This is a genomic window from Rathayibacter sp. VKM Ac-2803 (assembly GCF_009807175.1).
GTDB lineage: Bacteria > Actinomycetota > Actinomycetes > Actinomycetales > Microbacteriaceae > Rathayibacter.
The window spans coordinates 3,652,169-3,676,187 of record NZ_WUCD01000001.1; the positions used below are offsets into that span (position 1 = coordinate 3,652,169).

The window sequence follows — 24,019 nt, forward strand, 5'->3', positions numbered from 1 at the left end:
TCTGACGGACGTGGATCTCGATACGCCCGCAAGCGGGCTACTCGATCAGCGAGCAGCGAGCGGCGAGCGGCGAGCGGCGAGGCAGTACGCCGCCGCCCCACCCGCAGGCCGGTTCTTTTGTTAGGCTAACTATGTGGATGAGGGCAGAGCGGGCGAGACGGCGTTGACCGCGCTCGCGGGTGAGACGCGCGTCGCCGTGGGACGACTCGCGCGGCGGCTCCGCCAGGAGAAGGCGCAGCACGAGCTCAGCGACGCGCAGTTCGGCGTCCTCGCCCTGCTGCACCGCGACGGCCCGAAGACCCTCGGCGAGCTGGCCGAGGCCGAGCGGGTCCGCCCGCCGTCGATGACCCGCACCGTCGCCTGCCTCGTCGACGACGGCCTGGCCGAGCGCCTCGCCGACCCCGCCGACGGCCGCGTCACGCGCATCCGCCCGACCTCTGCGGGCACCGAGCTCGTCCTCGACGTCCGCCGCAGCCGCGACGCGTGGCTGGTGGCCCGCCTCCGCGAGCTCTCCCCCGACCAGCGCGCCCTGCTGCACGACGCCGCGGCGCTGCTCCGAGAGGTGGCCGATCGTTGAGCGCGATGTTCCGCTCGCTCGCGGTGCCCAACTACCGCATCTGGTTCGCGGGGGCGATGGTCTCGAACATCGGCACCTGGATGCAGCGCACCGCCCAGGACTGGATCGTCATCAACGACCTGACCGACCACGACGCCACCGCGCTCGGCGTGACCATGGCACTGCAGTTCGGACCGCAGCTGCTGATGGTCCCCTTCTCGGGCTTCATCGCCGACCGCTTCGACCGCCGGAAGCTCCTGATGGCGACGCAGGCGGCGATGGGCGTCCTCGGCCTCGCGCTCGGCCTCATCGTCGTCACCGGCGTCGTCCAGCTCTGGATGGTCTACGTCTTCGCCCTGCTGCTCGGCTTCGCCGCGGCGATCGACGCGCCCGTCCGCCAGACCTTCGTCTCGGCGCTGGTCGACGAGAGCCACCTCTCGAACGCGGTGTCGCTGAACTCCGCCTCGTTCAACTCCGCGCGGATGATCGGGCCGGCCCTCGCGGGTGTGCTCATCGCCGCGATCGGCTCGGGCTGGGTCTTCCTGCTCAACGCCGTCAGCTTCCTGGCGGTGCTGCTCTCGCTGCGCTTCCTGCACCGCGACCAGCTGCGCTCGGCACCGCGGGCGACCCGGGGGCCCGGCGCGCTCCTCGAGGGCTTCCGCTACGTCTCGAAGCGGCCCGACATCCTCGTCGTCCTGTCGATCGTCTTCCTGATCGGCACCTTCGGGCTCAACTTCCCGATCTTCGCCTCGACGATGGCGACCGTCGAGTTCGACATGGGGGCGAGCGAGTTCGGCCTGCTGTCCTCCGCGATCGCCGTCGGCTCGGTGGTGGGCGCGCTGCTCTCGGCCCGCCGCGACCGCCCGCGCCTGCGCCTGATCGTCGGAGCCGCGGCCGCGTTCGGCGTCGCCCTCGCGCTCGCCGGCGTGATGCCGACCGTCTGGGCCTTCGCGATCCTCCTGCCGTTCGTCGGCATCGCCGCGCAGACGCTGATGACCTCGGCCAACGGGTACGTGCAGCTCTCGACGGCGCCCGAGATGCGCGGCCGCGTGATGGCGCTCTACATGGCGATCTTCATGGGCGGCACCCCGATCGGCGCGCCGCTCATCGGCTGGGTCGCCAACGCCGCGGGGCCGCGCTGGGCGATGCTGGTCGGCGCCTCCTCCGGAGCCGTCGCCGCCGCGATCGGCCTCGGCTGGTATCTGCGCACGCGCCGCAGCGCCGCCGGGGCACGTCCGGCTCGCGGAATCGGGTTCGGCTCGTCCGAACCGGCGGATCCGGCGAGCCGAACCGGATCCGACGAGCCGGAGCTCGATCAGCAGGTGCTCACGCCTCGCGCGTGATCTCGACCTTCACGAACAGCTTCGACGAGGTCGGCCCCGCGTACACCCCGCGCAGCGGCGCGATGTCGTTGTAGTCGCGCCCGCGCCCGACGATCACGTGGCGGTCGCCGATGTCGATCAGGTTGGTCGGGTCGTAGCCGCGCCACGTCCCTCCGCAGAACCACTCGACCCAGGCGTGCGACTCCCCCGTCACCGTCTCGCCGATCGGCGCGTTCGGCTTGGGGTGCAGGTAGCCCGACACGTAGCGCGCCGGGATGCCGACCGAGCGCAGCGCCCCGAGGACGATGTGCGTGATGTCCTGGCAGACGCCCTCGCGCGCGGTCCACGACTCCGTCGCCGTCGAGTGCACGCCCGTGACGCCCTGGCGGTACGTCATCTCGCGGCCGATCCGCTCGGCGATGCTCAGCGCCGCCTCGCAGGGGCCCGCCGCCTCATCGGCCAGCGCGTGCGCCAGCTCGACGAGATCCTCCGGAGGCGCGGTGCGGGTGGTCTGCTTCGACTGCTCGACGTACTCGGTGAGAGTCTCGACCTGCTCGGCGAGCTGCTCCCAGCCGGAGGGGTGGTCCGGGTGCGCCTTCGGCCGCACCTCGACGAGCGAGGTCGCGGTGAGCGAGAGCTCCTGGTGCGCGTTCATCACGTCGAACGAGGCGACCCTGGTGCCCCAGTAGTCGGTGTAGGTGTGCACCGAGGTGAGCGGGCGGATGTCGAGGTGCGACGACAGCACGAGCTGCCCGTCGGAGGAGGCCGGCAGCATCCGCGCTTCGTTGTAGGACGCGACGACGTCGCCCCGGTAGGTGAATCCCGTGGTGTGCGTGATGCGCAGCCTGCTCACAGCGCCTCCCCGATCCAGCTCGGCATGACGTTGGTGGGGAAGTAGCGCTGGCGGATGGCCTCGGACGCGGCCGAGGTCGCCTCCTGCACGCTGTCCATGTGCCGCGGGAGGTCATCGAGGATGTCGGCGATCGGCCGGTACTCGAGCTCGCTCCGGATCTGGCCGAGCACCCGCTGGGCGTCGCCGGTGTGGCCGACGCGCCCGGTGCGCGGCTCGATGTCGCGCATGCACATCTCGGCCCGCGAGACCGAGAAGAGGATCGACCGCGGGAAGAGGCGGTCGAGGAGGAGGAACTCCGCGGCGTTGCGCGCGCTCGGCACGCCGCGGTAGGTGCGCAGGTAGGCCTCGTAGGCGCCGCACGAGCGGAGGATCGTCGTCCACGACGGTCCGCTCGCCTCGGTCAGCGACCGGGTCGCGAGGAGCCTGGCCGTCATGTCGGCGCGCTCGATCGAGCGCCCGAGAGTGAAGAACTGCCACGCCTCGTCGCGCGAGGTCGCCGACTCGATGATGCCGACGGCGAGCGCCGAGCGCTCGCGCACCCAGCTGAAGAACTCCGACACCCGGTCGCCCGTGACGCGGCGCGGCATCCGGGTGCGGGTCGTGTTCAGGCACTCCCACAGCTCGGTCGACACGATCTCGCGAGCGCGGCGGGCGTTCTCGCGGGCGGCGCCGAGCGAGTAGGCGATGGAGGCGGGGTTCGTGCGGTCGATCGCGAGGATCGTGAGCACATCGGCGCGGGTGATCTCGCTCATGTCGTCGGGAGGGGTCGACCCCATCACCGACAGGAGCGAGCGGCAGGCGGTGTCCTCGTCGATCCACGGGTCCTCGAGCAGGAGCTGGAGATGGACGTCGAGGATGCGCGCGGTGCCGTCCGAGCGCTCGATGTAGCGGCCGATCCAGAACAGCGACTCGGCGATCCGGGAGAGCATCAGGCGTCCTCCTCCGCCGAGCGACCCTGCTGCTGCTGCTGCTCCTGGTCGCTGTTGCCGGCGTCCTGCGGCGAGTGGTCGGGGGTGTGGTTGAGCGGGTAGACGATCGGGATCGAGCTCGTCACCGCGGCCTGCTCGGCGACGAGGCCCTGGATGTCGTGGGCGTCGCGGTCGGGGGTCTGCGACTCGAGGCCGACGACCCAGGTGTCCTTCGATCCGCCGCCCTGCGACGAGTTGACGACGAGCTGCCCCTCCGGCAGCGCGACCCGGGTCAGCCCGCCCGGCAGCACCCAGATGTCGGTGCCGTCGTTGACGGCGAAGGGCCGCAGGTCGGCGTGCCGCGGGCGCATCCCGTCGTCGACGAGGGTGGGGATGGTCGAGAGCTGCACGACCGGCTGCGCGATCCAGCCGCGCGGATCGGCCTGGAGGCGCGAGCGCAGCTCGGCGAGCTCCTTCGCCGACGCATCGGGGCCGACGACGAGGCCCTTGCCGCCCGAGCCGTCGACCGGCTTCACGACCAGCTCGTCGAGGCGGTCGAGCACCTCCTCGAGCGCTCCCGGATCCTCCAGGCGCCAGGTGTCGACGTTCTTGATCACCGGATCCTCGGAGAGGTAGTAGCGGATGAGATCGGGCATGTAGGTGTAGACGAGCTTGTCGTCGGCGACGCCGTTGCCGACCGCGTTGGCGATCGTGACGTTGCCCAGCCGCGAGGCGAGCATGAGCCCCGGCGAGCCGAGCATCGAGTCGGCGCGGAACTGCAGCGGGTCGAGGAACTCGTCGTCGACCCGGCGGTAGATCACGTCGACGCGGGTCGGGCCGGAGGTCGTCCGCATGAACACCTTGCCGCCGGTGCAGAACAGGTCGCGGCCCTCGACGAGCTCGACGCCCATCAGGCGGGCGAGCAGAGTGTGCTCGAAGTAGGCCGAGTTGTAGACGCCGGGAGTGAGCACGACCACTGTCGGGTCGTCGACGCCCTCGGGCGCGGAGGCGCGCAGGGCCTGGAGGAGCCGGTTGGGGTAGTCGCCGACCGGGCGCACCCGCATCGAGACGAACAGCTCGGGGAGCGTCTGCGCCATCACCCGGCGGTTCGAGATCACGTACGAGACGCCGGAGGGGACCCGTACGTTGTCCTCGAGCACGCGCCAGCCGCCGACCTCGTCGCGGATGAGGTCGATGCCCGACACCTGGATCCGCACGCCGTTGGCCGAGACGATGCCCGCGGCCTGGCGGTGGAAGTGGCTCGAGCTCGAGATGAGGCCGGCGGGGATCACTCCGTCCTTCACCGCGTTCTGCGGGCCGTAGACGTCGGCGAGGAACGCCTCGAGCGCGCGGACGCGCTGCTTGATTCCGCTCTGCACCTCGTTCCACTCGGCGCTCTCGATGACGCGCGGCACGGCGTCGAGCGGGAAGGGCCGCTCCTCCCCCGCGAAGTCGAAGGTCACGCCCTGCGCGAGATAGGAGGAGGCGAGTGCGTCGGTGCGTCCGCGCAGCTCCTCCTGGGTCATGCGGGCCAGTGAGGAGTAGATGTCGCGGTAGGCGTCGCGGACGCCGTCGGGGCCGCCGGCCGCCGCGACATCGGCGAACATCTCGTCCCAGGGTGGCGCGCCTGCGCGGCGCCGCTCGACCTTCTGGGACCCGTATCCGTCGAAGAGGTCACCCATGGCACGACTCTAGTGCGGGCCGTATTGCGGGGATGTTTCGGGGATCGGGAGCAGGACCACCAGACCGGTGCGCCCGTGGGAATAGATCGGACGCGGGATGGTTGAATGGTGATGTACATGCAAACGCATGGAAAAGGTCTCGCCAGGACGGGGCCAGGAGAGAAGGAGCGCCTGATGCAGTTCGGCATCTTCACGGTCAGCGACATCACCACCGACCCCACGAACGGGCAGACCCCGACCGAGTCGGAGAAGATCGCGGCCACCCTCGCGATCGCCGACAAGGCCGAGGAGATCGGCCTCGACGTCTTCGCCCTCGGCGAGCACCACAACCCGCCGTTCTGGTCGTCCTCACCGACGACCACCCTCGCCTACATCGCCGCGCGCACGGAGCGCCTCCTCCTCACCACCGCGATGGCCCTCATCACCACCAACGACCCGGTGAAGCTCGCCGAGGACTACGCGATGCTCCAGCACCTCTCGGGCGGTCGCGTCGACCTCATGCTCGGCCGCGGCAACACCGGCCCCGTCTACCCGTGGTTCGGCAAGGACATCCGCCGCGGGATCGAGCTGACGATCGAGAACTACGACCTGCTGCACCGCCTCTGGACCGAGGAGTTCGTCGACTGGGAGGGCCAGTTCCGCACTCCGCTGCAGGGCTTCCAGTCGACCCCGCGCCCGCTCGACGGCATCGCCCCGTTCGTCTGGCACGGCTCGATCCGCTCGCCCCAGATCGCCGAGCAGGCCGCGTACTACGGTGACGGCTTCTTCGCGAACCACATCTTCTGGCCCGCCTCGCACACCCAGAAGATGGTGCAGCTCTACCGCGAGCGCTTCGAGCACTACGGCCACGGCAGCGCCGACCAGGCGATCGTCGGCCTCGGCGGGCAGATCTTCATGGCGAAGAACTCGCAGGATGCCGTGAAGCAGTTCCGCCCGTACTTCGACAACGCCCCGGTCTACGGCCACGGACCCTCGCTCGAGGACTTCACCGAGCAGACCCCGCTGACCGTCGGCTCGCCGCAGCAGATCATCGACCGCACCCTCGGCTTCCGCGAGTACGTCGGCGACTACCAGCGCCAGCTGTTCCTCATCGACCACGCGGGCCTGCCGCTGAAGACGGTGCTCGAGCAGATGGACATGCTCGGCGAGATCCTGCCGGCGCTGCGCGCGGGCTTCGCCGAGGGACGCCCTGCGCACGTGCCGGACGCCCCCACCCACACCTCGCTCGTCGCCGCCCGCGACCAGCAGCCCGTCGCCGTCAACGCCTAGGAGACGCCCCATGGACACCCGCCGCCTCACCGTCCTCTCGGCCGGCCTCAGCCAGCCGTCCTCCACCCGCCTGCTCGCCGACCGCCTCGGCGACGCGACCGAGGCCGCGCTCGCCGAGCAGGGCTTCGCCGTCGAGCGGAGCGTGATCGAGCTGCGCGACCTCGCGCACGACGTCACGAACAACCTCCTGACCGGCTTCGCGAGCCCCGCCCTGCAGACCGCGCTCGACGCGGTCGCCGGCGCCGACGGCCTCATCGCCGTGACGCCGATCTTCACCACCAGCTACAGCGGCCTCTTCAAGTCGTTCGTCGACGTGCTCGACACGGAGGCGCTCCGCTCGCTCCCCGTGCTCCTCGCGGCGACCGGCGGGTCGCCCCGTCACTCGCTCGCGATCGACTACGCGATGCGACCGCTGTTCAGCTACCTGCACGCCGCTCCCCTGTCGACCTCCGTCTTCGCGGCCACCGACGACTGGGGCGGCGCGACCGAGGACGGCAGGGCGCTCCCCTCCCGCATCGAGCGCGCCGGCCGCGAGCTGGCCGACGAGGCCGCCCGCTCGACCCGCTCGGGCGCGGTGCGCGACCCGTGGGCGCTCGACGGCGACTTCGAGGGGCTGCTGGGCAAGCGCGGCTGACCGGCCGCTTCTCTCACAGGAACCGGCATTCGTCCAGTACCGGTGCCCGGGCGCTCGCCCGGGCTAGCCTCCCTCCCGGGGAGCCCGCCGTGGCCCCCGGAGGGGAGGCCTTCGTGGTCCGCAACAGCACCGGTGCCGACAGATCCGTCTTCGAGCGGGCCGTTCTCGATCGGCGCCGGTTCCTCGGCGCCCTGGGCGTCGCCGCCTCCGTGCCCGTGCTCGCCTCCTGCGGCTTCGCGCCGGCCGGCCCGCAGGCCAGCGCCGACAGCGGCACCCTCACCTTCACCACCTGGGGCACGGACGCCGAGCTCGCCGGGTTCCAGCGCGCGATCGACCGCTTCCAGGAGGCCAACTCCGGCGCCACGGTCACGCTGAACGCCGTGCCCTACGAGCAGATGTTCACGAACATCGATGCGCAGCTGCAGGCCGGCAACCCGCCCGACGTCTTCCGCGTGCCGTACTACACCTTCGGCAGCTACGCCGGGCGCGACCAGCTGCTCGATCTCACCCCGCACCTCGAGGCCGACGTCGCCGACCGCTTCACCGACGCGGCCTGGGCCGCGGTGCAGAGCAACGGCAGCCCGTTCGGGGTGCCGCACCACACCGACACGTCGCTCATCCTCTACAACACCGAGGCGCTGGCCACCGCGGGCATCACCGACTTCCCGTCCTCGCCGGAGGAGGCGTGGACCTGGGAGGAGTTCTCCGAGGTCGGCGCGAAGCTCCGCGCCTCGCTGCCCGCCGAGCGCTATCCGTTCGCCTACAACTGGCAGGGCAACGGGGTCACCCGCTGGCTGAGCCTGCTGTTCCAGGCCGACGGCCGGTTCCTGACCGAGGACCTCTCGGGGCCCGCCATCGACAGCGCGGCGGGACGCGCGGCCATCGACTTCAGCCGCAGCTTCTTCACCGACGGGCTGGTCCCGCCGAGCAGCTCGATCCAGGCGACGACCTACGCGAGCGACCTCTGGTACTCGCAGACGACCGCGATGACCTTCGCGGGCGCCTTCCTCGTCCCCGACGCCGACGCGACTCTCGACTTCGAGTGGGGCGCGACGTACTCGCCGCGCAACGTGCGCGGCGGCGGCGACTTCGGCGGCAACGCCCTCGTCGCCACCAAGGCGACGGCGCAGCCCGAGCTGGCCGCCGCGTTCCTGGCGTTCGTGACCGAGGAGGAGGCGATGAGCGACTTCTGCGCCGGCGCCTCGCTGCTGCCCACCCGCCGCGACCTCACCGAGTCGGGCATCGAGTTCGAGGTGCGCCCCGAGCTGGCAGAGGTGTTCCTCGGTCAGGCGGGCACCGTCCAGGCCTCCGACTCGGCCCAGGTCGCCTCGCCCGACATGGCGGCGATCATCGCGGTGCTCAAGGAGCAGCTCGAGGCCGCCTTCGTCGGCGGGCAGAGCACGGAGGACACCATCGCGAAGCTCACGGCCGGCATCGCGGCCGCCACCCAGTGAGCATCGCCCCACCGGCGCCGGTCTCCGCTCCGCCCCGGCGCCGCTCGGGAGCACCGGCGGCGCGCGAGACCGCCGCCGCCTACGCGTTCCTCGCGCCGAACCTCCTGATGCTGGGGCTGTTCGTGTTCGTGCCGCTGGGCGGCGCGTTCCTGATCAGCTTCCAGAGCACGAACGGATTCGGCGACGGCGTCTTCATCGGGCTCGACAACTACGCACGGCTGCTCTCGGATCCGCTGTTCTGGCGCTCGACGCTCAACACGGCGCTGTTCACGCTGATCGTGACTCCGCTGTCGATGGCGCTCGGGCTGGGCGCGGCGGTACTGCTGAACTCGGTGCTGCCGGCGCGAGCGGTGTTCCGGTCGATCCTGATCCTGCCGATGGCGGTGTCGGGCGTCGCGACGGCGCTGATGGGCGTGCTGATCTTCGACGAGAACAGCGGAGTCCTCGACGGGCTGCTGCAGACCGTCGGCCTGCCGCGGATCGCGTGGCAGTCGGGCGGCGCCGCGGCGTTCGCCTCGGTCGTCCTGGTCACCCTGTGGTGGCGCATGGGCTTCAACATGCTGATCTACCTGGCGGGGCTGCAGGGCGTGAACCCGGCGCTGTACGAGGCCGCCCGCCTCGACGGGGCGAACGGCTGGCAGCAGTTCCGGCACATCACGGTGCCGATGGTCGGCCCCTCGACGTTCTTCCTGCTGATCCTCAACGTCATCTACTCGTTCCAGGTGTTCGACATCGTCTTCGTGCTGACCGGCGGCGGGCCGCAGAACGCCACCTCGGTGCTGGTGACCTACGCCTACGACACCGGATTCGTCACGCGCGACCAGGGCTACGCGGCGGCGATCGGCATCGTGCTGCTCGTGGTCACGATGATCTTCACCGCCGTGCAGTGGCGCACCAACCGCAGCAGGGACCTCGTCGAATGAGCACCGCCTCGCGCAGCACGCGCTTCCTCCGGCTGGTCCTCGCGATCGTGGTGTCGCTGGTCATCCTCTTCCCGCTCTACTGGATGGTCGTCGTCGCGTTCTCGTCGCGGGCCGAGCTGCTCGGCGGGACCCTGCGCCTCTGGCCGCGGGAGCTGACGCTCGTCAACTTCGACCGCGTCTTCTCGTCGTTCCCGGTGGCGACCTGGTTCGGCAACTCCCTCGCGATCAGCCTCGTGACGGCGCTGATCACCGTCGCGATCAACCTGCTCGGCGGCTACGCCTTCGCGCAGCTGCGGTTCCGCGGCTCCGGGGCGCTCTTCCTGCTCGCGCTGTCGACGCTGACCCTGCCGGTGCAGGTGATCATGGTCGCGCTGTTCCGGCTCGTGACCGACCTCGGGCTCTACGGGAGCTACTGGGCGGTGATCCTGCCGACGGCGGCGTCGGCGTTCGGGCTGTTCCTGGCGCGGCAGTTCATCCTCGCGATCCCCCGCGATCTGATCGAGGCGGCACGGATCGACGGCGCGGGGCACTTCCGCGTCTTCACCCGCATCGTGCTGCCGCTCTCGAAGCCGCTGATCGCCGTGCTGTTCTTCATGACGCTGCTCGGCTCGTGGAACGACTTCGCCTGGCCGCTGATCGCGCTGAAGGAGAACGTGCTGTTCACCCTCCCGATCGGGCTGCTGTTCCTCCAGGGCCAGTTCGGCAGCGACTACGGGGCGACGATGGCGTTCGCACTCGTGAACGTGGCGCCGATGGTCATCCTCTTCCTGGTCTTCCAGCGCTACTTCGTGCAGGGGTTCGCGCGCAGCGGACTGCGCTGAGAGCACCCCGGCTGGCCACTCTTGTCAAGACCCGACCTGTGACTCCACAGGAAAGGGTGCGCGCGGTACCGTCTACCACAGGCGCCCCTGTCGGGGCGTCCCGTGACGGGTTGTCCAGCGAGAGGCGAGGTCGTCGTGAGTGTGATCGCCGCCAACGCAGCCCAGCAGAAGGTCGCGGGCCGCTACTACCTCATCGAGCGGATCGGCTCCGGTGGGATGGGCTCCGTCTACCGCGCACGCGATGAGACCGTGCAGCGCGACGTCGCCGTGAAGGTGTTCCGCGCCGAGGCCTCGAGCCCCGAGGACGTCGCGCGCCAGGAGCGCGAGGTGCGGATGCTGTCGTCGTTCGCGCACCCCGGGATCGTCAACCTCTTCGACGCGGGCCTGCACAACTTCGGCGGCGAGGTGCGCCGCTACGTCGTCATGGAGCTGGTCGCCGATCCGACCATGGAGCGCCGGCTCGAGGCGGGTCCGATGGCCGCCGACGAGGTCGGTGCGATCGGTGCGCAGCTCGCGGAGGCGCTCGCCTACCTGCACGCGCGCGGCGTCGTGCACCGCGATGTGAAGCCCGCGAACATCCTCGTCAGCGACGTCGGATCCAGCGGCTACGAACACACGGCCAAGCTCACCGACTTCGGCGTCGCCCACTTCATGGACGGCTCGCGACTGACCAGCGACGGCATCGTGATCGGGACGGCCAGCTTCGTCAGCCCCGAGCAGGTCGCGGGCGAGCCGATCAGCGGCGCGAGCGACGTGTTCTCGCTCGGGCTGGTGCTGCTGGAGGCGCTCACCGGCCACCGGGAGTACGAGGGCACGGTCCTCGAGGCGGCGATCGCGCGGCTGCACCGCAGCCCCTCCGTGCCCGACTCGCTGCCGACGGCGTGGCGCGAGCTGCTGACGGCGATGACGCAGCGCGACCCCGCGCAGCGCCCGACGGCCGAGCAGGTCGCGCAGCGTCTGCGGGGCGGTCTGGCCTCGGGGACGACGGCGCCGATGGCGCTGGCGCCGGTGTCGCTGACGCCGTCGTCGCGCGTGCGCCGTACGGTGATCATCGGCTCGAGCGTGGTCGGCGTCGGCGCCGTGGCCGCGCTGTCGTGGATGCTCGGAGTGCTCGCCGGGCGCTGAGCGCTGAGCGCTCTGCGGAGTGACAAGCCTCACTGATCGAGCACGTAGCTTGCGCGGCGGGTGCATCTGCTTGTGGCCCCTCCCTCGCTGATCGAGTAGCCCGCGCAGCGGGCGTATCGAGATCCACGTCCTTCAGAAGGCGAGGACAGAAGACGGATCTGCTGACGCTGGTGGGTCTCGATACGCCCCTGCGGGGCTACTCGACCAGCATGCTGGAGGGCGCGAGCGCCGACTTCTCCCTCAGACCTCGCCGGGGAGGGCGCGGCGGAGGACGATGCGCGTCCAAGCGCCGACGTAGAGGCGGTCGCCCTCGTCGACCTCGCGCCGCTGGCCGGCCGGGATCGGCGTCTGCGGGAGGCCGGTGCCGGCCTCGGCGAGGTAGGTGCCGTTCGCCGACTGGAGGTCCTCGACCCACCAGCGCAGTCCGTCGGTCGTGAGCTGGCACTGCCGGCGCGAGACTCCGGAGTCGGTGCCGCAGTCGATCTGCGGCGAGATGCCGCGCGAGACGGAGGGGCGGCCCACGAGCAGGGAGCGCTCGCGCAGCACGACGGTCGTCGGCGGGCCGGGAGAGGGCATCGGATCCTCCGCGCGCTGCTCGGCGTACCAGTCGGGGTCGATCCAGAGCTCGGCGATCCAGGGATCAGCGCTCGACGGATCAGCAGCCTCGACGGGCACCGCCTCCGCGAGGACCTCGGTCGCCGGAGCGGGCGGCGCGGTGGCGACGGGAACGTCGAACCCGGCCTCCTCCTCCGGCACCAGCTCGGTCGGAGGAGCCGCCGACTCCGGAGCCGCCGCCGCGGGGACCTCGCCGAGGTGGGCCCCGGGGTCGCCGGCGGGCGAGGCGGAGCCGCCGACCTCGGCCGGCGAGCGCACCGCGCCCGACGAGGTGAACGGGTCGGCCTCGGGGAGGGAGCCGGTGGTGAAGTCGTAGCCGCAGTTCTCGCAGAACAGCGCGCCCGCCTCGTTCGGGTACGAGCAGTTCGGGCAGACCGCGGCCCCGGTGGGGATCGCCGTGGTCGGGGCGGCGGGGCTCGAGGCGGCCGGCGCGGGAGCCTGCGCGGCGGCGATCGGAGTACCGCAGACGTCGCAGTAGTCGCCGGAGCTCGACGTGTGCCCCTCGGGGCAGCGGAAGCTCACTTGCGGACCCGCGTGGTCTTGGTCGACGCGGTGTCGAGCGCCATCTCGTCGAGCTTGGCGACGCCGCGCTTGAGACGCACGGTGCCCTCGTTGGGGTTGTCGATCTCGACGACCTTGCGGAGCTTGGCGGTCGCCTCGTCGTTGCCGGTGACGGCGGCGAGCTGCACGGCGCGACCCAGCTTGACGGTCGCGGTGGCGTCGTCGCCCGCGGCCTTCGCCGCGAGGCCGTCCTGGATCGCCGAGGCGAGCTCGGTCTGGCCGGTGTAGTGCGCGACGGCAGGGTCGATGCGGGCGGTGAGCGCGGAGTCGTCGGTCCAGCGGGCCTTGACCAGGGCGGAGGCGACGACCTCGTCGCGCACGCTGAGCTGCACGCGCGCGGCGAGCTGCTCGGCGCCGACGGGCTTCGAGGCGACGCGGACGGCCACGTGGTACTCCCGCGACTCGTCTCCCCAGGCGCCGGTGGGGTAAGAGCCGGTCAGCGGATTGACGGACGTGCGGCGGGAGCTCAGGTCCTCGAGGGTGGGCGCGACCTGGCGGACGAAGAGGAGCTGGGCGCCCTGCGGCGTCCAGACGCGCAGCTCGCCGTTCGCGACTCCGCGGCCCATCGACGCCTGCATCAGCTGCTCGAAGTCGGCGGCCATGTCGGCGGGGTTCGCGATGAGACCGACGGTGCCCAGCAGCGCGCTCGCGATGGTGCGCGCCTCCTCGACGACCCAGCGCGAGCCGACTCCGCGGACGTCGCACTGGAAGACACCGCCCGCCGCGCGGATCGCGGCGTCGAGCTGCATCCGCGACTCGTGCTCGTTCTTGCCGTCGGTGAGCAGGATCGCGTGGCGCTGCGACGCCTCCGGGACGCTCGAGAAGAGCTGGCGGGCGAGCGTGAGCCACGTGCCCATCGCGGTGCCGCCATCGGCCTGGAGGTAGCCGATCGCCTCCTTCGCCGCGGCGCGCGCGCCCGGCTCCATCCGCACCATCGGCACGGAGGCGTTGGGGTACGGGAACGCGCGGTCGGCGCGTTCGGAGCCCGCGACGACCGCGAAGAACGTGCCGTCGAGGATCTGATCGACCGCGACGGCGGCCGCGCGCTTCGCGGCGGTCATGTTCTCGCCGGTCATCGACCCGGAGCAGTCGACGATGATGATCTCGGCCGCCGCACCGTCGCTGCCGGCCACGCCGGTGCCCGACGCGGTCACCGTCACGATCGCGTGCACATCCGTGGCGCCGTCCGAGAGGAACTCGTTCTGAAAGACACTCGCGCTGAACTCCGCCATTCGCTCAGCCTATTGTGCGGGCTGACCGTCGTGGCCCTCCTCGCCGGATGCGCAGCAAGCCCGGCACCGCCTCCCGCGGGCGCTCGCTTCGACTACCAGCTGGGCGGCGGCTACCCGCCGACCGAGGGCGTCGATCTCGTGGTGCGCGATCGCTCCGACGAGCCCGCACCGGGCGCGTATTCGGTCTGCTACGTCAACGCGTTCCAGACGCAGCCCGGCGAGGAGGCGCAGTGGACGGGCGAGCGGGCCGAGCTGCTGCTGCGCGACGGGGCGGGCGCGCCGGTCGTCGATCCGGACTGGCCCGACGAGACCCTCCTCGACGTGTCGACCGCGGCGAAGCGCGACGCCCTGCTCGCGATCGTGGGCGGCTGGATCGAGGGCTGCGCCGCGAGCGGCTTCGACGCGGTCGAGGCCGACAACCTCGACTCCGCGACCCGCTCCGACGGCCTGCTGAGCGACGAGCAAACCGGCGCCTTCGCCGAGGCGCTCGTCGAGGCGGCGCACGACGCCGGTCTCGCGATCGGCCAGAAGAACGCCTCGGAGCGGGTGGAGGAGATGCGCGGGCTCGGCTTCGACTTCGCGATCACCGAGGAGTGCGAGGTGTTCGAGGAGTGCGACGCGTACACCGACGTCTACGGCGAGCGCGTCTACGAGGTCGAGTACACCGACGAGCCCGGCGCGGAGGCGGTGTTCGACCGCGCCTGCTCGCTCCGCGGCGACCGGATCGGCGTGCTGCAGCGCGACCGCGACCTGCTCACCCCCGGCGACCCCGGCTTCGCCTCGGAGGGCTGCTGACCGCTCAGCCCGCCGGGAAGGCCTGCACCGCCGACGCCGGGCGCGCCGCCTCCCACCACGCCGCCTGGCGCAGGACCTCGAGGTCGGCGAAGCGGCGGCCCGAGATCTGCAGCGCGATGGCGCGGCCGTCGGAGGTGGTGCCCGCGTTGATGCTCGCGGCCGGCTGGCCCGACATGTTGTAGGGCAGGGTGAAGGCGATGTGCGCCATGCCGCGGTCCTCGTGACCCCACGGCATCGGCCACTCCGCTGGGAACGCCGCGACCGGGGCGACAGGCGAGAGCACGGCGTCGAAGGGCAGGGTCGCCTCGACGGTGCGGCGGCGCAGCTCGCTGATCGCCTCCGTGGCCTCGAGCACGCGGCGTCCCGAGACGTCGGCTCCGCCGTGCACCCAGGTGGTGATGAAGGGCAGGGCGCGCGCCTTCGCCTCGGTCGGCAGCTCGTAGTAGGTGCGCCAGAAGCGCACGCGCCAGAAGAGGTCGACCTGCTCGAGCACGCCGTCGTCGATGAAGGCGGGCAGCTCGACGACCTCGGCGCCCGCGTCCGACCAGGCGTCGGCCGCGGCGAGGACGGCGGCGCGGATCTCGGGGTCGACCGGCATGCCGGCTCCGGGGTCCACGTGCACGGCGACACGGCGGCCGCGCATGTCGAGGTCGAGGTCGTTCCAGTCGATGGTCTCGGGCGGCAGCGAGGTGTAGTCGCGGGCGTCGGGGCGCGAGAGCACCGACATGCCGAGGGCGACGTCCGCGACCGACTGCGCGAGGGGTCCGGCGGCGCGGCCCTGGTAGGGGTTGTCGAGCGGGATGCGCCCGTCGCTCGGCTTGAGCGTGGCGAGGCCGAGCCAGGCGGCGGGCAGGCGGACGGAGCCGCCGATGTCGGTGCCGACGTGGAAGGTGCCGAAGCCGGCGGCCGCGGCGGCGCCCGCTCCCGACGACGAGCCGCCGACGGTGAGGGCGGGGTCGATCGGGCTGCGGGTGATGCCGTGCGCGCTCGAGACACCGGAGGAGAGCATCCCCCAGTCGGGCATCGTGGTCGAGCCGAGGATGACGGCCCCGGCCTCGTTCAGGCGGGCGACGGCGGGAGAGTCGTGGGTCGGCACGGTCGCCGCGGCGGCGGCGGTCCCGGCGCGCGCGGGGAGGCCGGCGCGGTAGAGGTTCTCCTTGACGGTCACGGGCACGCCGTCGACCGGTCCGCGCTGCTCGCCGGAGCGCCAGCGCTGCTCGCTCGCCCGGGCCGCGGCGAGCGCGAGCGCGGGGTCGAGGTCGCTGAACGCGTTGATCGCGGGGTTCCGCACCGCGATGTCGGCGAGGATCTCCTCCGTCACCTCGACCGGCGAGAGCTCGCCGGACTCGTAGCCGGCAGCGAGACGGGCGCCGTCGAAACGGGACGGAGCAGTGCGGGTGGCGGGGGTCATCGGATCTCCTGGCGGTGGCGGATCGAGGGGGTCGCGGCGATCAGGGCGCGGGTGTAGTCGTCGGCCGGGTTCTCGTAGATGGCGCGGGTGGCGCCCTGCTCGACGATCTCGCCCTGGCGCATGACGGCGACGCGATCGCAGAGGTAGCGGACGACGCCGAGGTCGTGCGAGACGAAGATCAGGGTGAGCCGGTACTCCTCGACGAGGTCGGCGAGCAGGTTGAGCACCTGCGCGCGCACCGAGACGTCGAGCGCACTGACGGGCTCGTCGGCGACGAGGATCTTCGGGCGGCAGACCAGGGCGCGTGCGATCGAGATCCGCTGGCGCTGCCCGCCCGAGAACTGGTGGGGGTAGCGGTCGACCGAGTCGGCGGGCAGCCCGACCGCGGCGATCATCTCGGCGACGCGGGAGGCGCGCTCGGCCCTGCCGACCGCCTCCCCCGTGTTCGCGGCGTTCAGCAGCGGCTCGGCGATGATGTCGCCGACGCGCATCCGCGGGTCGAGCGAGGCCATCGGGTCCTGGAACACGATCTGGAGACTCCGGCGCACCTCGGCGAGGTCGGCCTTCCGGTGGGTGCTCAGGTCGCGGCCGACGACTTCGAGCGCCCCGGCGGTCGGGGTGTCGAGCCCCGAGAGCAGGCGGAGGAGCGTCGACTTGCCCGATCCCGACTCCCCCACGATGCCGAAGCGGTCGCCGGCGCGGATCTCGAAGTCGAGGCCGCGGAGGGCGTGCACCTTCTGCGACGCGGCGAACAGGGAGGAGCGGCCGCGGTCGTAGGTCTTGGTGAGTCCGGAGGCGCGCACCACGGCGGGTGCGGCGGGGGCGGCCTCGCGCTCGGCTCGGCCCGCGTCCATCCGGTCGACCGAGATCCCGGGGGTGTACCCCTCCGAGGTCGCGACGGTGAAGAGGCGGCCGGCGGAGTCGGTGGCGTCGAGGTCGGAGGCGGCCAGCAGACCGCGCGTGTAGGGGTGCTCCGGCCGGGTGAAGACCCGGTCGATCGGACCCTCCTCGACGACGACGCCGGCGTTCATCACGAGCACGCGGTCGCAGGTCTCGCCGACGACGGCGAGATCGTGGGTGATGAAGAGGAGCCCGGTGCCGCGCTCGGACACCGTGCGCAGCACCAGGTCGAGGACCTGCTTCTGCACGGTGACGTCGAGCGCGGTCGTCGGCTCGTCGGCGACGAGCAGCGCGGGATCGTTCGCCAGCGCGATGGCGAGCACGACGCGCTGCCGCTGACCGCCCGAGAGCTGGTGCGGGTAGGCGCGCGCCGCCTCCTCGGGAGACGGCAGGCCGACGTCGGCGAGCAGCTCGACCGCCCGGCGGCGGGCCGCGCGGCGATCGGGCTGGGTGCGGTGGATCTCCATCACCTCGGCGATCTGACGGCCGACCCGCATCAGCGGGTTGAGCGCGGTCATCGGCTCCTGGAACACCATCGCCATCGACGAGCCGCGCAGGCGCGCGGCGGCCCGCTCACCCAGGCCCACGATGTCGGTCTCGGCGCCGCCGACCCGCACGCGGCCGGTCGCGGTCACCGTGTCGGGCAGCAGGCCCATCACGGCGAGCGAGGTGAGCGACTTGCCCGAGCCCGACTCGCCGATCAGGCCGACGCGCTCGCCGGCTCCGATGCGGAAGGTCAGGTCGTCGACGAGGAGGCGCTCGCCGGCGTGCACCGAGAGGCCGGCGACGTCGAGGGCGAAGGGACGGGGATCGGTGGGCACAGCGGGCATCAGCGGTTCCTCATCTTCGGGTCGAAGCGGTCGCGCAGACCGTCGCCGAGCAGGTTGAAGCCGAGCACCGCCAGCGCGATCGCCAGGCCGGGCACGACGGCCAGGTAGTCGTAGGCGCCGAGGAACTGCTGCGAGTCCTGCAGCATGCGACCCCACGAGGGGGTGGGCGGCTTGGTGCCGAGCCCCAGGAACGACAGCCCCGCCTCCGCCAGCACCGCGATGCCGAAGTTGACCGAGCACTGCACGACGAGGATGCCGGCGATGTTGGGCAGCACGTGCCGGATCGCGATCGCGAAGCCGGAGCGGTTGGCGGCCCTGGCGGCGAACACGTAGTCGGTGCTCATCACCTGCAGGGTGCCGGCGCGGGCGACCCGGGCGAAGGCCGGAGCCGCTCCGATGCCGAGCGCGACCATCGCGGTGGTGGTGTCGGCGCCGAAGACCGCGCCGAAGACGATCGCGAGCAGGAGGCCGGGGAACGCCATCACGACGTCGCTGCCGCCCATGATCACTGCGCCGGTCTTCTTGGGGCGCATGCCCGCGAGGATCCCGAGCGGGACTCCGATGACCGCGGCGATGGCGACCGCCACGGTGCCCACCAGCAGAGTGATCTGCGCGCCGACCATGATCTGCGAGAGCACGTCGCGCCCGTAGCGGTCGGTGCCGAACGGATGCGCGGCGCTCGGGAACAGCAGGCGGTCGGCGGCGACCGAGCGCTCGGGGTCGTACGGCGTCCAGACGAGCGAGACCAGGGCGGTGACGAGCACCAGGAGGATCAGCGCGGCGCCGATCCAGAGCTGGGCGTCGGCTCCGGGCCGGAACCGGCGGAACCGGCCGGGGACCTGCGTGATCAGCCGGGTGCGCGGGGGCACCGGACGGCCGGGCTCGGTGCCCGGCGGGAGCGTGGCGGTCATGAGGCCCTCCGGAGTCGGGGATCGAGGAGCGTGAAGGCGAGGTCGACCAGGAAGTTGATCGCGACGATCGCGACCACGAGCACGGCGACGACCGCCTGCACGGCGAGCAGATCGCGGTTGCCGACCGAGTCGACGAGGTAGCTGCCGAGCCCGGGGATGCTGAACACGCGCTCGATCACGACGGCGCCGATGAAGAGGCCGGCGAGCTGCACGCCGACGATCGTCAGCACCGGGATCCCGGCGTTGCGCAGCCCGTGACGGACGAGCGCGCCACCGGCGGTGAGCCCCTTCGAGCGGGCGGTGCGGAGGAAGTCCTCGCGCATGATCTCGAGGACGGCCGAGCGGACGTACCGCGTCAGGATCGACGCCTGCACCGAGCCGAGCGCGATCGCGGGCAGGGCGATGTGCGAGAGGAACGCCGGGTCGGACGGCGGCACCCACCCGCCGGAGGGGAACCAGCCGAGCCCGATCGCGAAGAACGCGATCAGCAGCACCCCGACGAGGAAGTTGGGGACGGCGACGCCGATCTGCGAGACACCAGAGATGACGACTCCCGACGCGTGCCGCTGCCGCATGGCCGCGAGAGTGCCGAGCGGGATCGCGACGACCAGCGCGATCAGCATCGCGACGACCACCAGGATCAGCGTCACCTGGAAGCGGTCGGACACGATCGGCGAGATCGCCTGGCCCGTGACGGCGGAGGTGCCGAGGTCACCGCGGAGGAGCCCCGCCAGCCAGTCGAGGTACTGCACGACCAGCGGGGCGTCCGTGCCGTTCGCGGCCCGCCAGGCGTCGAGCTGCTCTGGAGTGGCCTCGATCCCGAGGGCCACCGTCGCGGCGTCGCCCGGCATCACGCGCAGGAGGAGGAACACGACGATCGTCGAGATGAGCACGGTCGCGAGGAAGTTGCCGACGAGTGCGAGCATCCGCAGCGCCATGGTCGCCTCCTTTCAGTGGGGTCGGGACGGGTGGGGCGGCGGCGCCTCTCGGCACCGCCGCCGGGTGGTCAGGACCAGGCGAGACCGGTGAGGTCGAGCGACTCCGTCACCGAGTTGCCGGCGATGCCGGTGAGACCGGAGTCGGCGATCACGATGTTGGGGAAGAGGAACAGCGGCACGGCGGGCACGTCGGCGGCGACCTCGGCGACCACGTCCTTCATGCCGGCGACCCACTCCTCCTGCGAGGCGGCGTCGGCCGCGGTGGCCTTCGTCACCACGTCGGGGTCGTCGTAGCCGAGGTAGTACTCCGGGTCGCCGAAGTTGGCGAGGAAGTCGCGCGGCTCGACGGCGAGGATGACCGACATCTCGTAGTCGTGGCGGGTGAACACCTTGTCGAGCCAGACGGCGGGGAACTCGTCCGACGCGATCGTCGCGTCGATGCCGACCTCGGCCAGCTGCGAGACGACGACCTCGGAGACGGCGGTGGCGTAGGGGCGGGTCGGCACGTCGAAGGTGATCGAGAGGTCCTCGGCGCCGGCCTCGGCGAGCAGCTCGCGGGCCTTCTCGGGGTCGTAGGCGTACTCCTCGGTCAGGTCCTCGTAGTACGGGTCGGTCGGGGGGACCATCGCGCCGATGAGCTCGCCGTAGCCGGCCCACGCGGTGTCGATGATCGCCTGGCGGTCGAGGGCGTAGGCGATGGCCTGGCGGATCCGCAGGTCGTCGAACGGCGCCTCGGCGTTGTTCATCGAGAGCATGATCTCGCCGTTCGAGGTGCCCTGGATGACCTGGTACTCGTCGTTCGTCTCGAACTGCGCGACGAGGTCGGGCGCCTGCATGTTGTAGAGCATGTCGACGTCGCCGGCGCGCAGCGCGTTGGTCGAGGCGACCGCGTCGGCGAAGTAGCGGAGGGTGACGTCGGTCACCGCGGGGGCCTCGCCCCAGTAGCCGTCGCGGGCGGCCAGCGAGATGTGGTCGCCGGTCACGCGCTCGGTGACGGTGTACGGGCCGGTGCCGACGGGCGTGTTGGCGAGGTCGGCAACACCGCTCTCGTCGAACATCAGGCCGACGCTGCCGCCCATGTCGAAGAGCCAGGAGTTGCTGGGCCGGGTGAGCACGACCTTCGCCTCGGTGGGCGAGACGACGTCGACGCGGTCGAGGACCGCCATCTTGGCCTGGTTGATCTTCCAGTCGGTCTTCACGCGCTCGAGCGAGAACTTGACGTCGTCGGCGGTGAACTCGGCGCCGTTCGAGAAGGTGACTCCCTCCTCGAGCACGAAGTCGTACTCGAGCCCGTCGTCGCTGACCGTCCACGACGTCGCGAGCTTCGGCTGCAGCTCGCCGTCCTGGTCGACGGCGACGAGACCCTCGTAGACGTTGTTCATCAGCGCCTGCGGGATGGCGGCGCCCGCCGTGGTGGTGAAGTCGAAGTTCGCCGGCTCGCCGGTGAGGCCGACGATCGCGGTCGGGTCGTGCGCCTCGGTGCCGGCTCCGGAGGAGGAGGAGTTGCCGGCGCCGGCACTGCAGGCGGAGAGCGCCAGGGCCGAGAGGAGGGCGGTCGCGGCGAGCGCGAGGCGGCGGGGTGTCGTGGTCACGGGAGCGGCTCCGAGGGGTCGGGCGGTGCAGGGAGGTGAGGGGGTCGTCAGGGTGGCGCGGTACTGGTCTGACCAGTAGAAGGAACGGTAGGATGGCGCTGCGACGCGGGTCAAGCGAGGAAACAAAGATGTAACGTGCCCGACCCCGTCGATGAGAGGGAGACCCATGACGTTCATCGCCGTGCAGAAGGTCAGCGCCTACGAGTCGATCGTCGAGCAGATCGAGCGGGCGGTCGAAGCCGGCGACCTGAAGCCGGGTGATCGCCTGCCCGGCGAGCGCCAGCTGATGGCCGACTTCTCGGTCAGCCGCGCCACCGTCCGCGAGGCGCTCCGCGTCCTCCAGGCGACCGGGATCCTCGAGTCGCGACCCGGCGACCCCCGCGGTCCGATGATCACCGCCTACTCCCCCCGGATGCTCGAGAAGTCGATGGCGCGCCTCGCCCACCTCGAGAGCATCAGCCGGGTCGAGCTGCTCCAGTTCCGCCTCCTGCTCGAGGGGCAGTCGTGCCTGCTCGCGGCCGAGAACCGCACCGCGGAGGATCTCGCGCTCATCGAGGAGCACCTGGCCGCCCTGCACGAGGTCGCCCGCGGCGAGGCCGACGGCTTCGGCGAGCGGGTGAACCGCTTCCACGCGGCGATCCGGCACGCCTCCGGCAACCAGCTGATCGAGGTCTGCGGCAACGTCGTCGGCGGAGTGATGGCGCACCTCGCCGACGGGCGGCTCGTCACCGAGACCGACCGGCTCGCCCGGATGCGGCAGAGCGCCGCCGACGGCGAGACCCTCGTCGACGCACTGCGGAGGCGCTCACCGCGCGAGGCGGCCGACATCTCGCGCCGCACCATCTACCGCTACTACGCCGACGACCTGACGGCCGACGAGGTGCGCGCGCTGGCGAGCTCGATCCCGGGCGTCGTCGCCTGACCAGGGCCCGGCGGACCGCGACCGGTAGCATCGGCGGCTCCGACAGGGGGTCGCATGCGGCAGTACACGCCACTCGAGCAGCGGATCGACGACGTCGCGCGGCGCCTGCTCGCCCGCGGGCCCGCCTCCGGGCTGCGCGCAGGAGTGATCGAGTTCCTGGTGTTCGGCGCGAAGCAGGCCTGGGCCTGCGTGTTCGGTGCGGCGCTGCTGGTCGTGATCGTCGCCGCGCGGCTCTGGTACCCGGATGACGCGGCCCTCGCCCGCAACGACGCGCTGACTCTGGCTGCGGTCGCACTGCAGATCGTGATGATCGCGACCCGCCTCGAGACCGGACGCGAGCTGTGGGTGATCGTGATCTTCCACCTCGTCGGCACGGGGATGGAGCTCTTCGAGACCGACGTCGGCTCGTGGAGCTACGCGGCCGACGGGGTGCTGCGGATCGGCGCGGTCCCCTTGTTCAGCGGGTTCCTCTACGCCTCCGTGGGCTCGTACATGGTGCGGATCCACCGTCTCTTCGACTTGCGCTTCGACCGCTGGCCCTCCGGCTGGCTGACGGCGACGGCCGCCGTGCTGATCTACGTCAACTTCTTCAACCACCACTTCCTGCCCGACGCGCGCTGGCTGATCCTCGTCTTCGTGGCCCTGCTGTGGTTCCGGACGACGATGGTCTACCGCGTGCACCGCGGGACGCACCGAATGCCGCTGCTCGTCGCCTTCGCGCTGGTCGCCTTCGCTGTGCCGATTCGGTCGCCGCAGAGCGGCGCCCCGCAGTCGGCTTCCCGGGATGGCCGCGTTCCGTAGAGCGTCCTGCGTCCGGCGACGTGAATCCGCTCGAACGCGGATTCCCGGATACGCCTGTTCCTTGTACACGCCGACGTGAGATGACTCCTCCGTCAAGCCCGGACCGCGGGCCGCCGCGGCCTGACAGGCTGTCGGCCGTGCCTCCCTGGTCCCTCGCCCTGCTCAGCGGCGCCATCGGCGGCGCCACCCTCCTGATCGGCGCCGCACTCGCATGGTTCGTCCGCGTGCCTCCGAAGCTCACCGCCGCGATCTCGGCGTTCGGAGCGGGCGTGCTGATCTCGGCGCTCGCCTACGAACTCGTCGAAGAGGCGGCCGACGACGGTGGGCTGCTGCCGACCGTGCTCGGCACCCTCGTCGGCGCCCTCGTCTTCGTCGGAGCCGACGCCCTGCTCACCCGCGCGGGAGCCGGCGACCGCAAGAGCTCGAAGGGCACGGGCGGAGGCGGCGGCGCGGCGATCGCGGCGGGCGCGCTGATCGACGGGATCCCCGAGTCGATCGTGCTCGGCCTCTCCGTCGCGCAGGGCGGTGCCGGAGCCGCGATCAGCGTGCCGATCGTCGCCGCCGTCGCCATCTCGAACCTGCCCGAGGGCCTCTCCTCCACCGTCGGCATGAAGACCGACGGGCGCTCGGCCCGCTACGTCTTCACGGTCTGGGGAGGCATCGCGGGGCTGTCCGCGATCGCCGCGCTCGTCGGCTTCCTCGTCTTCGCGACGGCGCCGGGAGCGGTGGTCGCGTTCGTGACGACGGTCGCCGCCGGCGCGATCCTCGCGATGATCTCGAACACGATGATCCCGGAAGCGTTCGACCGCGACGACGTCTTGACCGGGCTGTACTCCGTGCTCGGATTCGTCACCGCGTTCACGCTGCATTCGATCTGAACGCCGCGAAACGGCGTTCCGCGGTCGGCGGAGCAGGTGGCCGTTTCCCGCAGAGCGTCCCGCTTGCGGCGACGGAAATCCGCTGA

At 71.7% G+C, this 24,019-nt stretch carries 22 protein-coding genes; 12 read left to right on the forward strand and 10 right to left on the reverse strand.

Annotated features, from left to right (window positions below; genetic code table 11):
- The first annotated feature begins 133 nt into the window (after nucleotides 1-133).
- Both GRS96_RS17180 and GRS96_RS17185 read left to right on the forward strand, forming a co-directional pair.
- Entirely contained in the window at nucleotides 134-577 is a 444-nt protein-coding gene (locus GRS96_RS17180; protein WP_236553652.1) for a MarR family winged helix-turn-helix transcriptional regulator, read from the forward strand.
- A complete protein-coding gene (locus tag GRS96_RS17185; RefSeq protein ID WP_159989039.1) occupies nucleotides 574-1,899 on the forward strand; it encodes an MFS transporter in 1,326 nt (441 codons plus the stop codon). The genes GRS96_RS17180 and GRS96_RS17185 overlap by 4 nt, the downstream gene beginning before the upstream one ends.
- Here GRS96_RS17185 and GRS96_RS17190 read toward each other — a convergent pair.
- Genes GRS96_RS17190 through GRS96_RS17200 form a run of 3 tightly spaced genes read right to left on the reverse strand, consistent with a single transcriptional unit; the run spans nucleotide 1,883 to nucleotide 5,321 of the window.
- The gene (locus GRS96_RS17190) at nucleotides 1,883-2,731 is read right to left on the reverse strand and encodes a transglutaminase family protein (RefSeq protein ID WP_159989040.1); all 849 of its coding nucleotides are present in this window, start codon (nucleotides 2,729-2,731) and stop codon (nucleotides 1,883-1,885) included. The two genes, GRS96_RS17185 and GRS96_RS17190, sit on opposite strands and share 17 nt — an antisense overlap.
- Complete coding sequence (locus GRS96_RS17195; RefSeq protein ID WP_159852594.1) at nucleotides 2,728-3,660, reverse strand: alpha-E domain-containing protein; 933 nt, start codon at nucleotides 3,658-3,660, stop codon at nucleotides 2,728-2,730. The genes GRS96_RS17190 and GRS96_RS17195 overlap by 4 nt, the downstream gene beginning before the upstream one ends.
- On the reverse strand, nucleotides 3,660-5,321 hold the full coding sequence (locus GRS96_RS17200) for a circularly permuted type 2 ATP-grasp protein (RefSeq protein ID WP_159852596.1): 1,662 nt from the start codon (nucleotides 5,319-5,321) through the stop codon (nucleotides 3,660-3,662). The genes GRS96_RS17195 and GRS96_RS17200 overlap by 1 nt, the downstream gene beginning before the upstream one ends.
- Nucleotides 5,322-5,495: 174 nt before the next feature.
- Here GRS96_RS17200 and GRS96_RS17205 point away from each other — a divergent pair, with 174 nt between their 5' ends.
- The 6 genes from GRS96_RS17205 to GRS96_RS17230 all read left to right on the forward strand — a co-directional run bounded on the left by GRS96_RS17205 (nucleotide 5,496) and on the right by GRS96_RS17230 (nucleotide 11,547).
- The gene (locus GRS96_RS17205) at nucleotides 5,496-6,590 is read left to right on the forward strand and encodes an LLM class flavin-dependent oxidoreductase (protein WP_159989041.1); all 1,095 of its coding nucleotides are present in this window, start codon (nucleotides 5,496-5,498) and stop codon (nucleotides 6,588-6,590) included.
- 10 nt (nucleotides 6,591-6,600) lie between these two features.
- Nucleotides 6,601-7,224, forward strand: a complete 624-nt coding sequence (locus GRS96_RS17210; RefSeq protein ID WP_159852600.1) for an FMN reductase — start codon at nucleotides 6,601-6,603, stop codon at nucleotides 7,222-7,224.
- 89 nt (nucleotides 7,225-7,313) lie between these two features.
- Entirely contained in the window at nucleotides 7,314-8,678 is a 1,365-nt protein-coding gene (locus tag GRS96_RS17215) for an ABC transporter substrate-binding protein (RefSeq protein WP_235021755.1), read from the forward strand.
- Nucleotides 8,675-9,601 (forward strand): carbohydrate ABC transporter permease, encoded by a 927-nt coding sequence (locus GRS96_RS17220; RefSeq protein ID WP_235021756.1) that lies wholly within the window; start codon nucleotides 8,675-8,677, stop codon nucleotides 9,599-9,601. The genes GRS96_RS17215 and GRS96_RS17220 overlap by 4 nt, the downstream gene beginning before the upstream one ends.
- Complete coding sequence (locus GRS96_RS17225; protein WP_159852602.1) at nucleotides 9,598-10,422, forward strand: carbohydrate ABC transporter permease; 825 nt, start codon at nucleotides 9,598-9,600, stop codon at nucleotides 10,420-10,422. The genes GRS96_RS17220 and GRS96_RS17225 overlap by 4 nt, the downstream gene beginning before the upstream one ends.
- A 135-nt stretch (nucleotides 10,423-10,557) precedes the next feature.
- The gene (locus GRS96_RS17230; protein WP_159852604.1) at nucleotides 10,558-11,547 is read left to right on the forward strand and encodes a serine/threonine-protein kinase; all 990 of its coding nucleotides are present in this window, start codon (nucleotides 10,558-10,560) and stop codon (nucleotides 11,545-11,547) included.
- Between the two features lie 240 nt (nucleotides 11,548-11,787).
- Here the strand turns inward: GRS96_RS17230 and GRS96_RS17235 are convergent, their stop codons facing one another.
- On the reverse strand, nucleotides 11,788-12,684 hold the full coding sequence (locus GRS96_RS17235) for an FHA domain-containing protein (protein WP_159989042.1): 897 nt from the start codon (nucleotides 12,682-12,684) through the stop codon (nucleotides 11,788-11,790).
- The gene (locus GRS96_RS17240) at nucleotides 12,681-13,955 is read right to left on the reverse strand and encodes a VWA domain-containing protein (protein ID WP_159852608.1); all 1,275 of its coding nucleotides are present in this window, start codon (nucleotides 13,953-13,955) and stop codon (nucleotides 12,681-12,683) included. Before GRS96_RS17240 ends, GRS96_RS17235 begins: the two co-directional genes overlap by 4 nt.
- Nucleotides 13,956-13,985: 30 nt before the next feature.
- On the opposite strand from GRS96_RS17240, the gene GRS96_RS17245 reads away from it, so the two are divergent.
- Complete coding sequence (locus GRS96_RS17245) at nucleotides 13,986-14,750, forward strand: endo alpha-1,4 polygalactosaminidase (RefSeq protein ID WP_235021757.1); 765 nt, start codon at nucleotides 13,986-13,988, stop codon at nucleotides 14,748-14,750.
- A gap of 4 nt (nucleotides 14,751-14,754) precedes the next feature.
- On the opposite strand, the gene GRS96_RS17250 is transcribed toward GRS96_RS17245, so the two are convergent.
- The 5 genes from GRS96_RS17250 to GRS96_RS17270 all read right to left on the reverse strand — a co-directional run bounded on the left by GRS96_RS17250 (nucleotide 14,755) and on the right by GRS96_RS17270 (nucleotide 21,332).
- Complete coding sequence (locus GRS96_RS17250) at nucleotides 14,755-16,161, reverse strand: amidase (RefSeq protein ID WP_159989043.1); 1,407 nt, start codon at nucleotides 16,159-16,161, stop codon at nucleotides 14,755-14,757.
- Complete coding sequence (locus tag GRS96_RS17255; RefSeq protein WP_159989044.1) at nucleotides 16,158-17,891, reverse strand: dipeptide ABC transporter ATP-binding protein; 1,734 nt, start codon at nucleotides 17,889-17,891, stop codon at nucleotides 16,158-16,160. The genes GRS96_RS17250 and GRS96_RS17255 overlap by 4 nt, the downstream gene beginning before the upstream one ends.
- Complete coding sequence (locus GRS96_RS17260) at nucleotides 17,891-18,802, reverse strand: ABC transporter permease (RefSeq protein WP_159989045.1); 912 nt, start codon at nucleotides 18,800-18,802, stop codon at nucleotides 17,891-17,893. Before GRS96_RS17260 ends, GRS96_RS17255 begins: the two co-directional genes overlap by 1 nt.
- Entirely contained in the window at nucleotides 18,799-19,740 is a 942-nt protein-coding gene (locus GRS96_RS17265) for an ABC transporter permease (protein WP_159852616.1), read from the reverse strand. The genes GRS96_RS17260 and GRS96_RS17265 overlap by 4 nt, the downstream gene beginning before the upstream one ends.
- Nucleotides 19,741-19,808: 68 nt before the next feature.
- Entirely contained in the window at nucleotides 19,809-21,332 is a 1,524-nt protein-coding gene (locus tag GRS96_RS17270) for an ABC transporter substrate-binding protein (RefSeq protein ID WP_236553653.1), read from the reverse strand.
- Nucleotides 21,333-21,498: 166 nt separating this feature from the next.
- Between GRS96_RS17270 and GRS96_RS17275 the strand changes: the two genes are divergently transcribed.
- The 3 genes from GRS96_RS17275 to GRS96_RS17285 all read left to right on the forward strand — a co-directional run bounded on the left by GRS96_RS17275 (nucleotide 21,499) and on the right by GRS96_RS17285 (nucleotide 23,933).
- Nucleotides 21,499-22,254 carry a FadR/GntR family transcriptional regulator gene (locus GRS96_RS17275; protein WP_159852620.1) on the forward strand — a complete coding sequence of 252 codons (756 nt, stop codon included), beginning with the start codon at nucleotides 21,499-21,501 and terminating at the stop codon, nucleotides 22,252-22,254.
- A gap of 54 nt (nucleotides 22,255-22,308) precedes the next feature.
- Complete coding sequence (locus GRS96_RS17280; RefSeq protein ID WP_159989047.1) at nucleotides 22,309-23,055, forward strand: DUF817 domain-containing protein; 747 nt, start codon at nucleotides 22,309-22,311, stop codon at nucleotides 23,053-23,055.
- Between the two features lie 137 nt (nucleotides 23,056-23,192).
- Nucleotides 23,193-23,933 carry a ZIP family metal transporter gene (locus tag GRS96_RS17285; protein ID WP_159989048.1) on the forward strand — a complete coding sequence of 247 codons (741 nt, stop codon included), beginning with the start codon at nucleotides 23,193-23,195 and terminating at the stop codon, nucleotides 23,931-23,933.
- The last annotated feature ends 86 nt before the right edge of the window (nucleotides 23,934-24,019 follow it).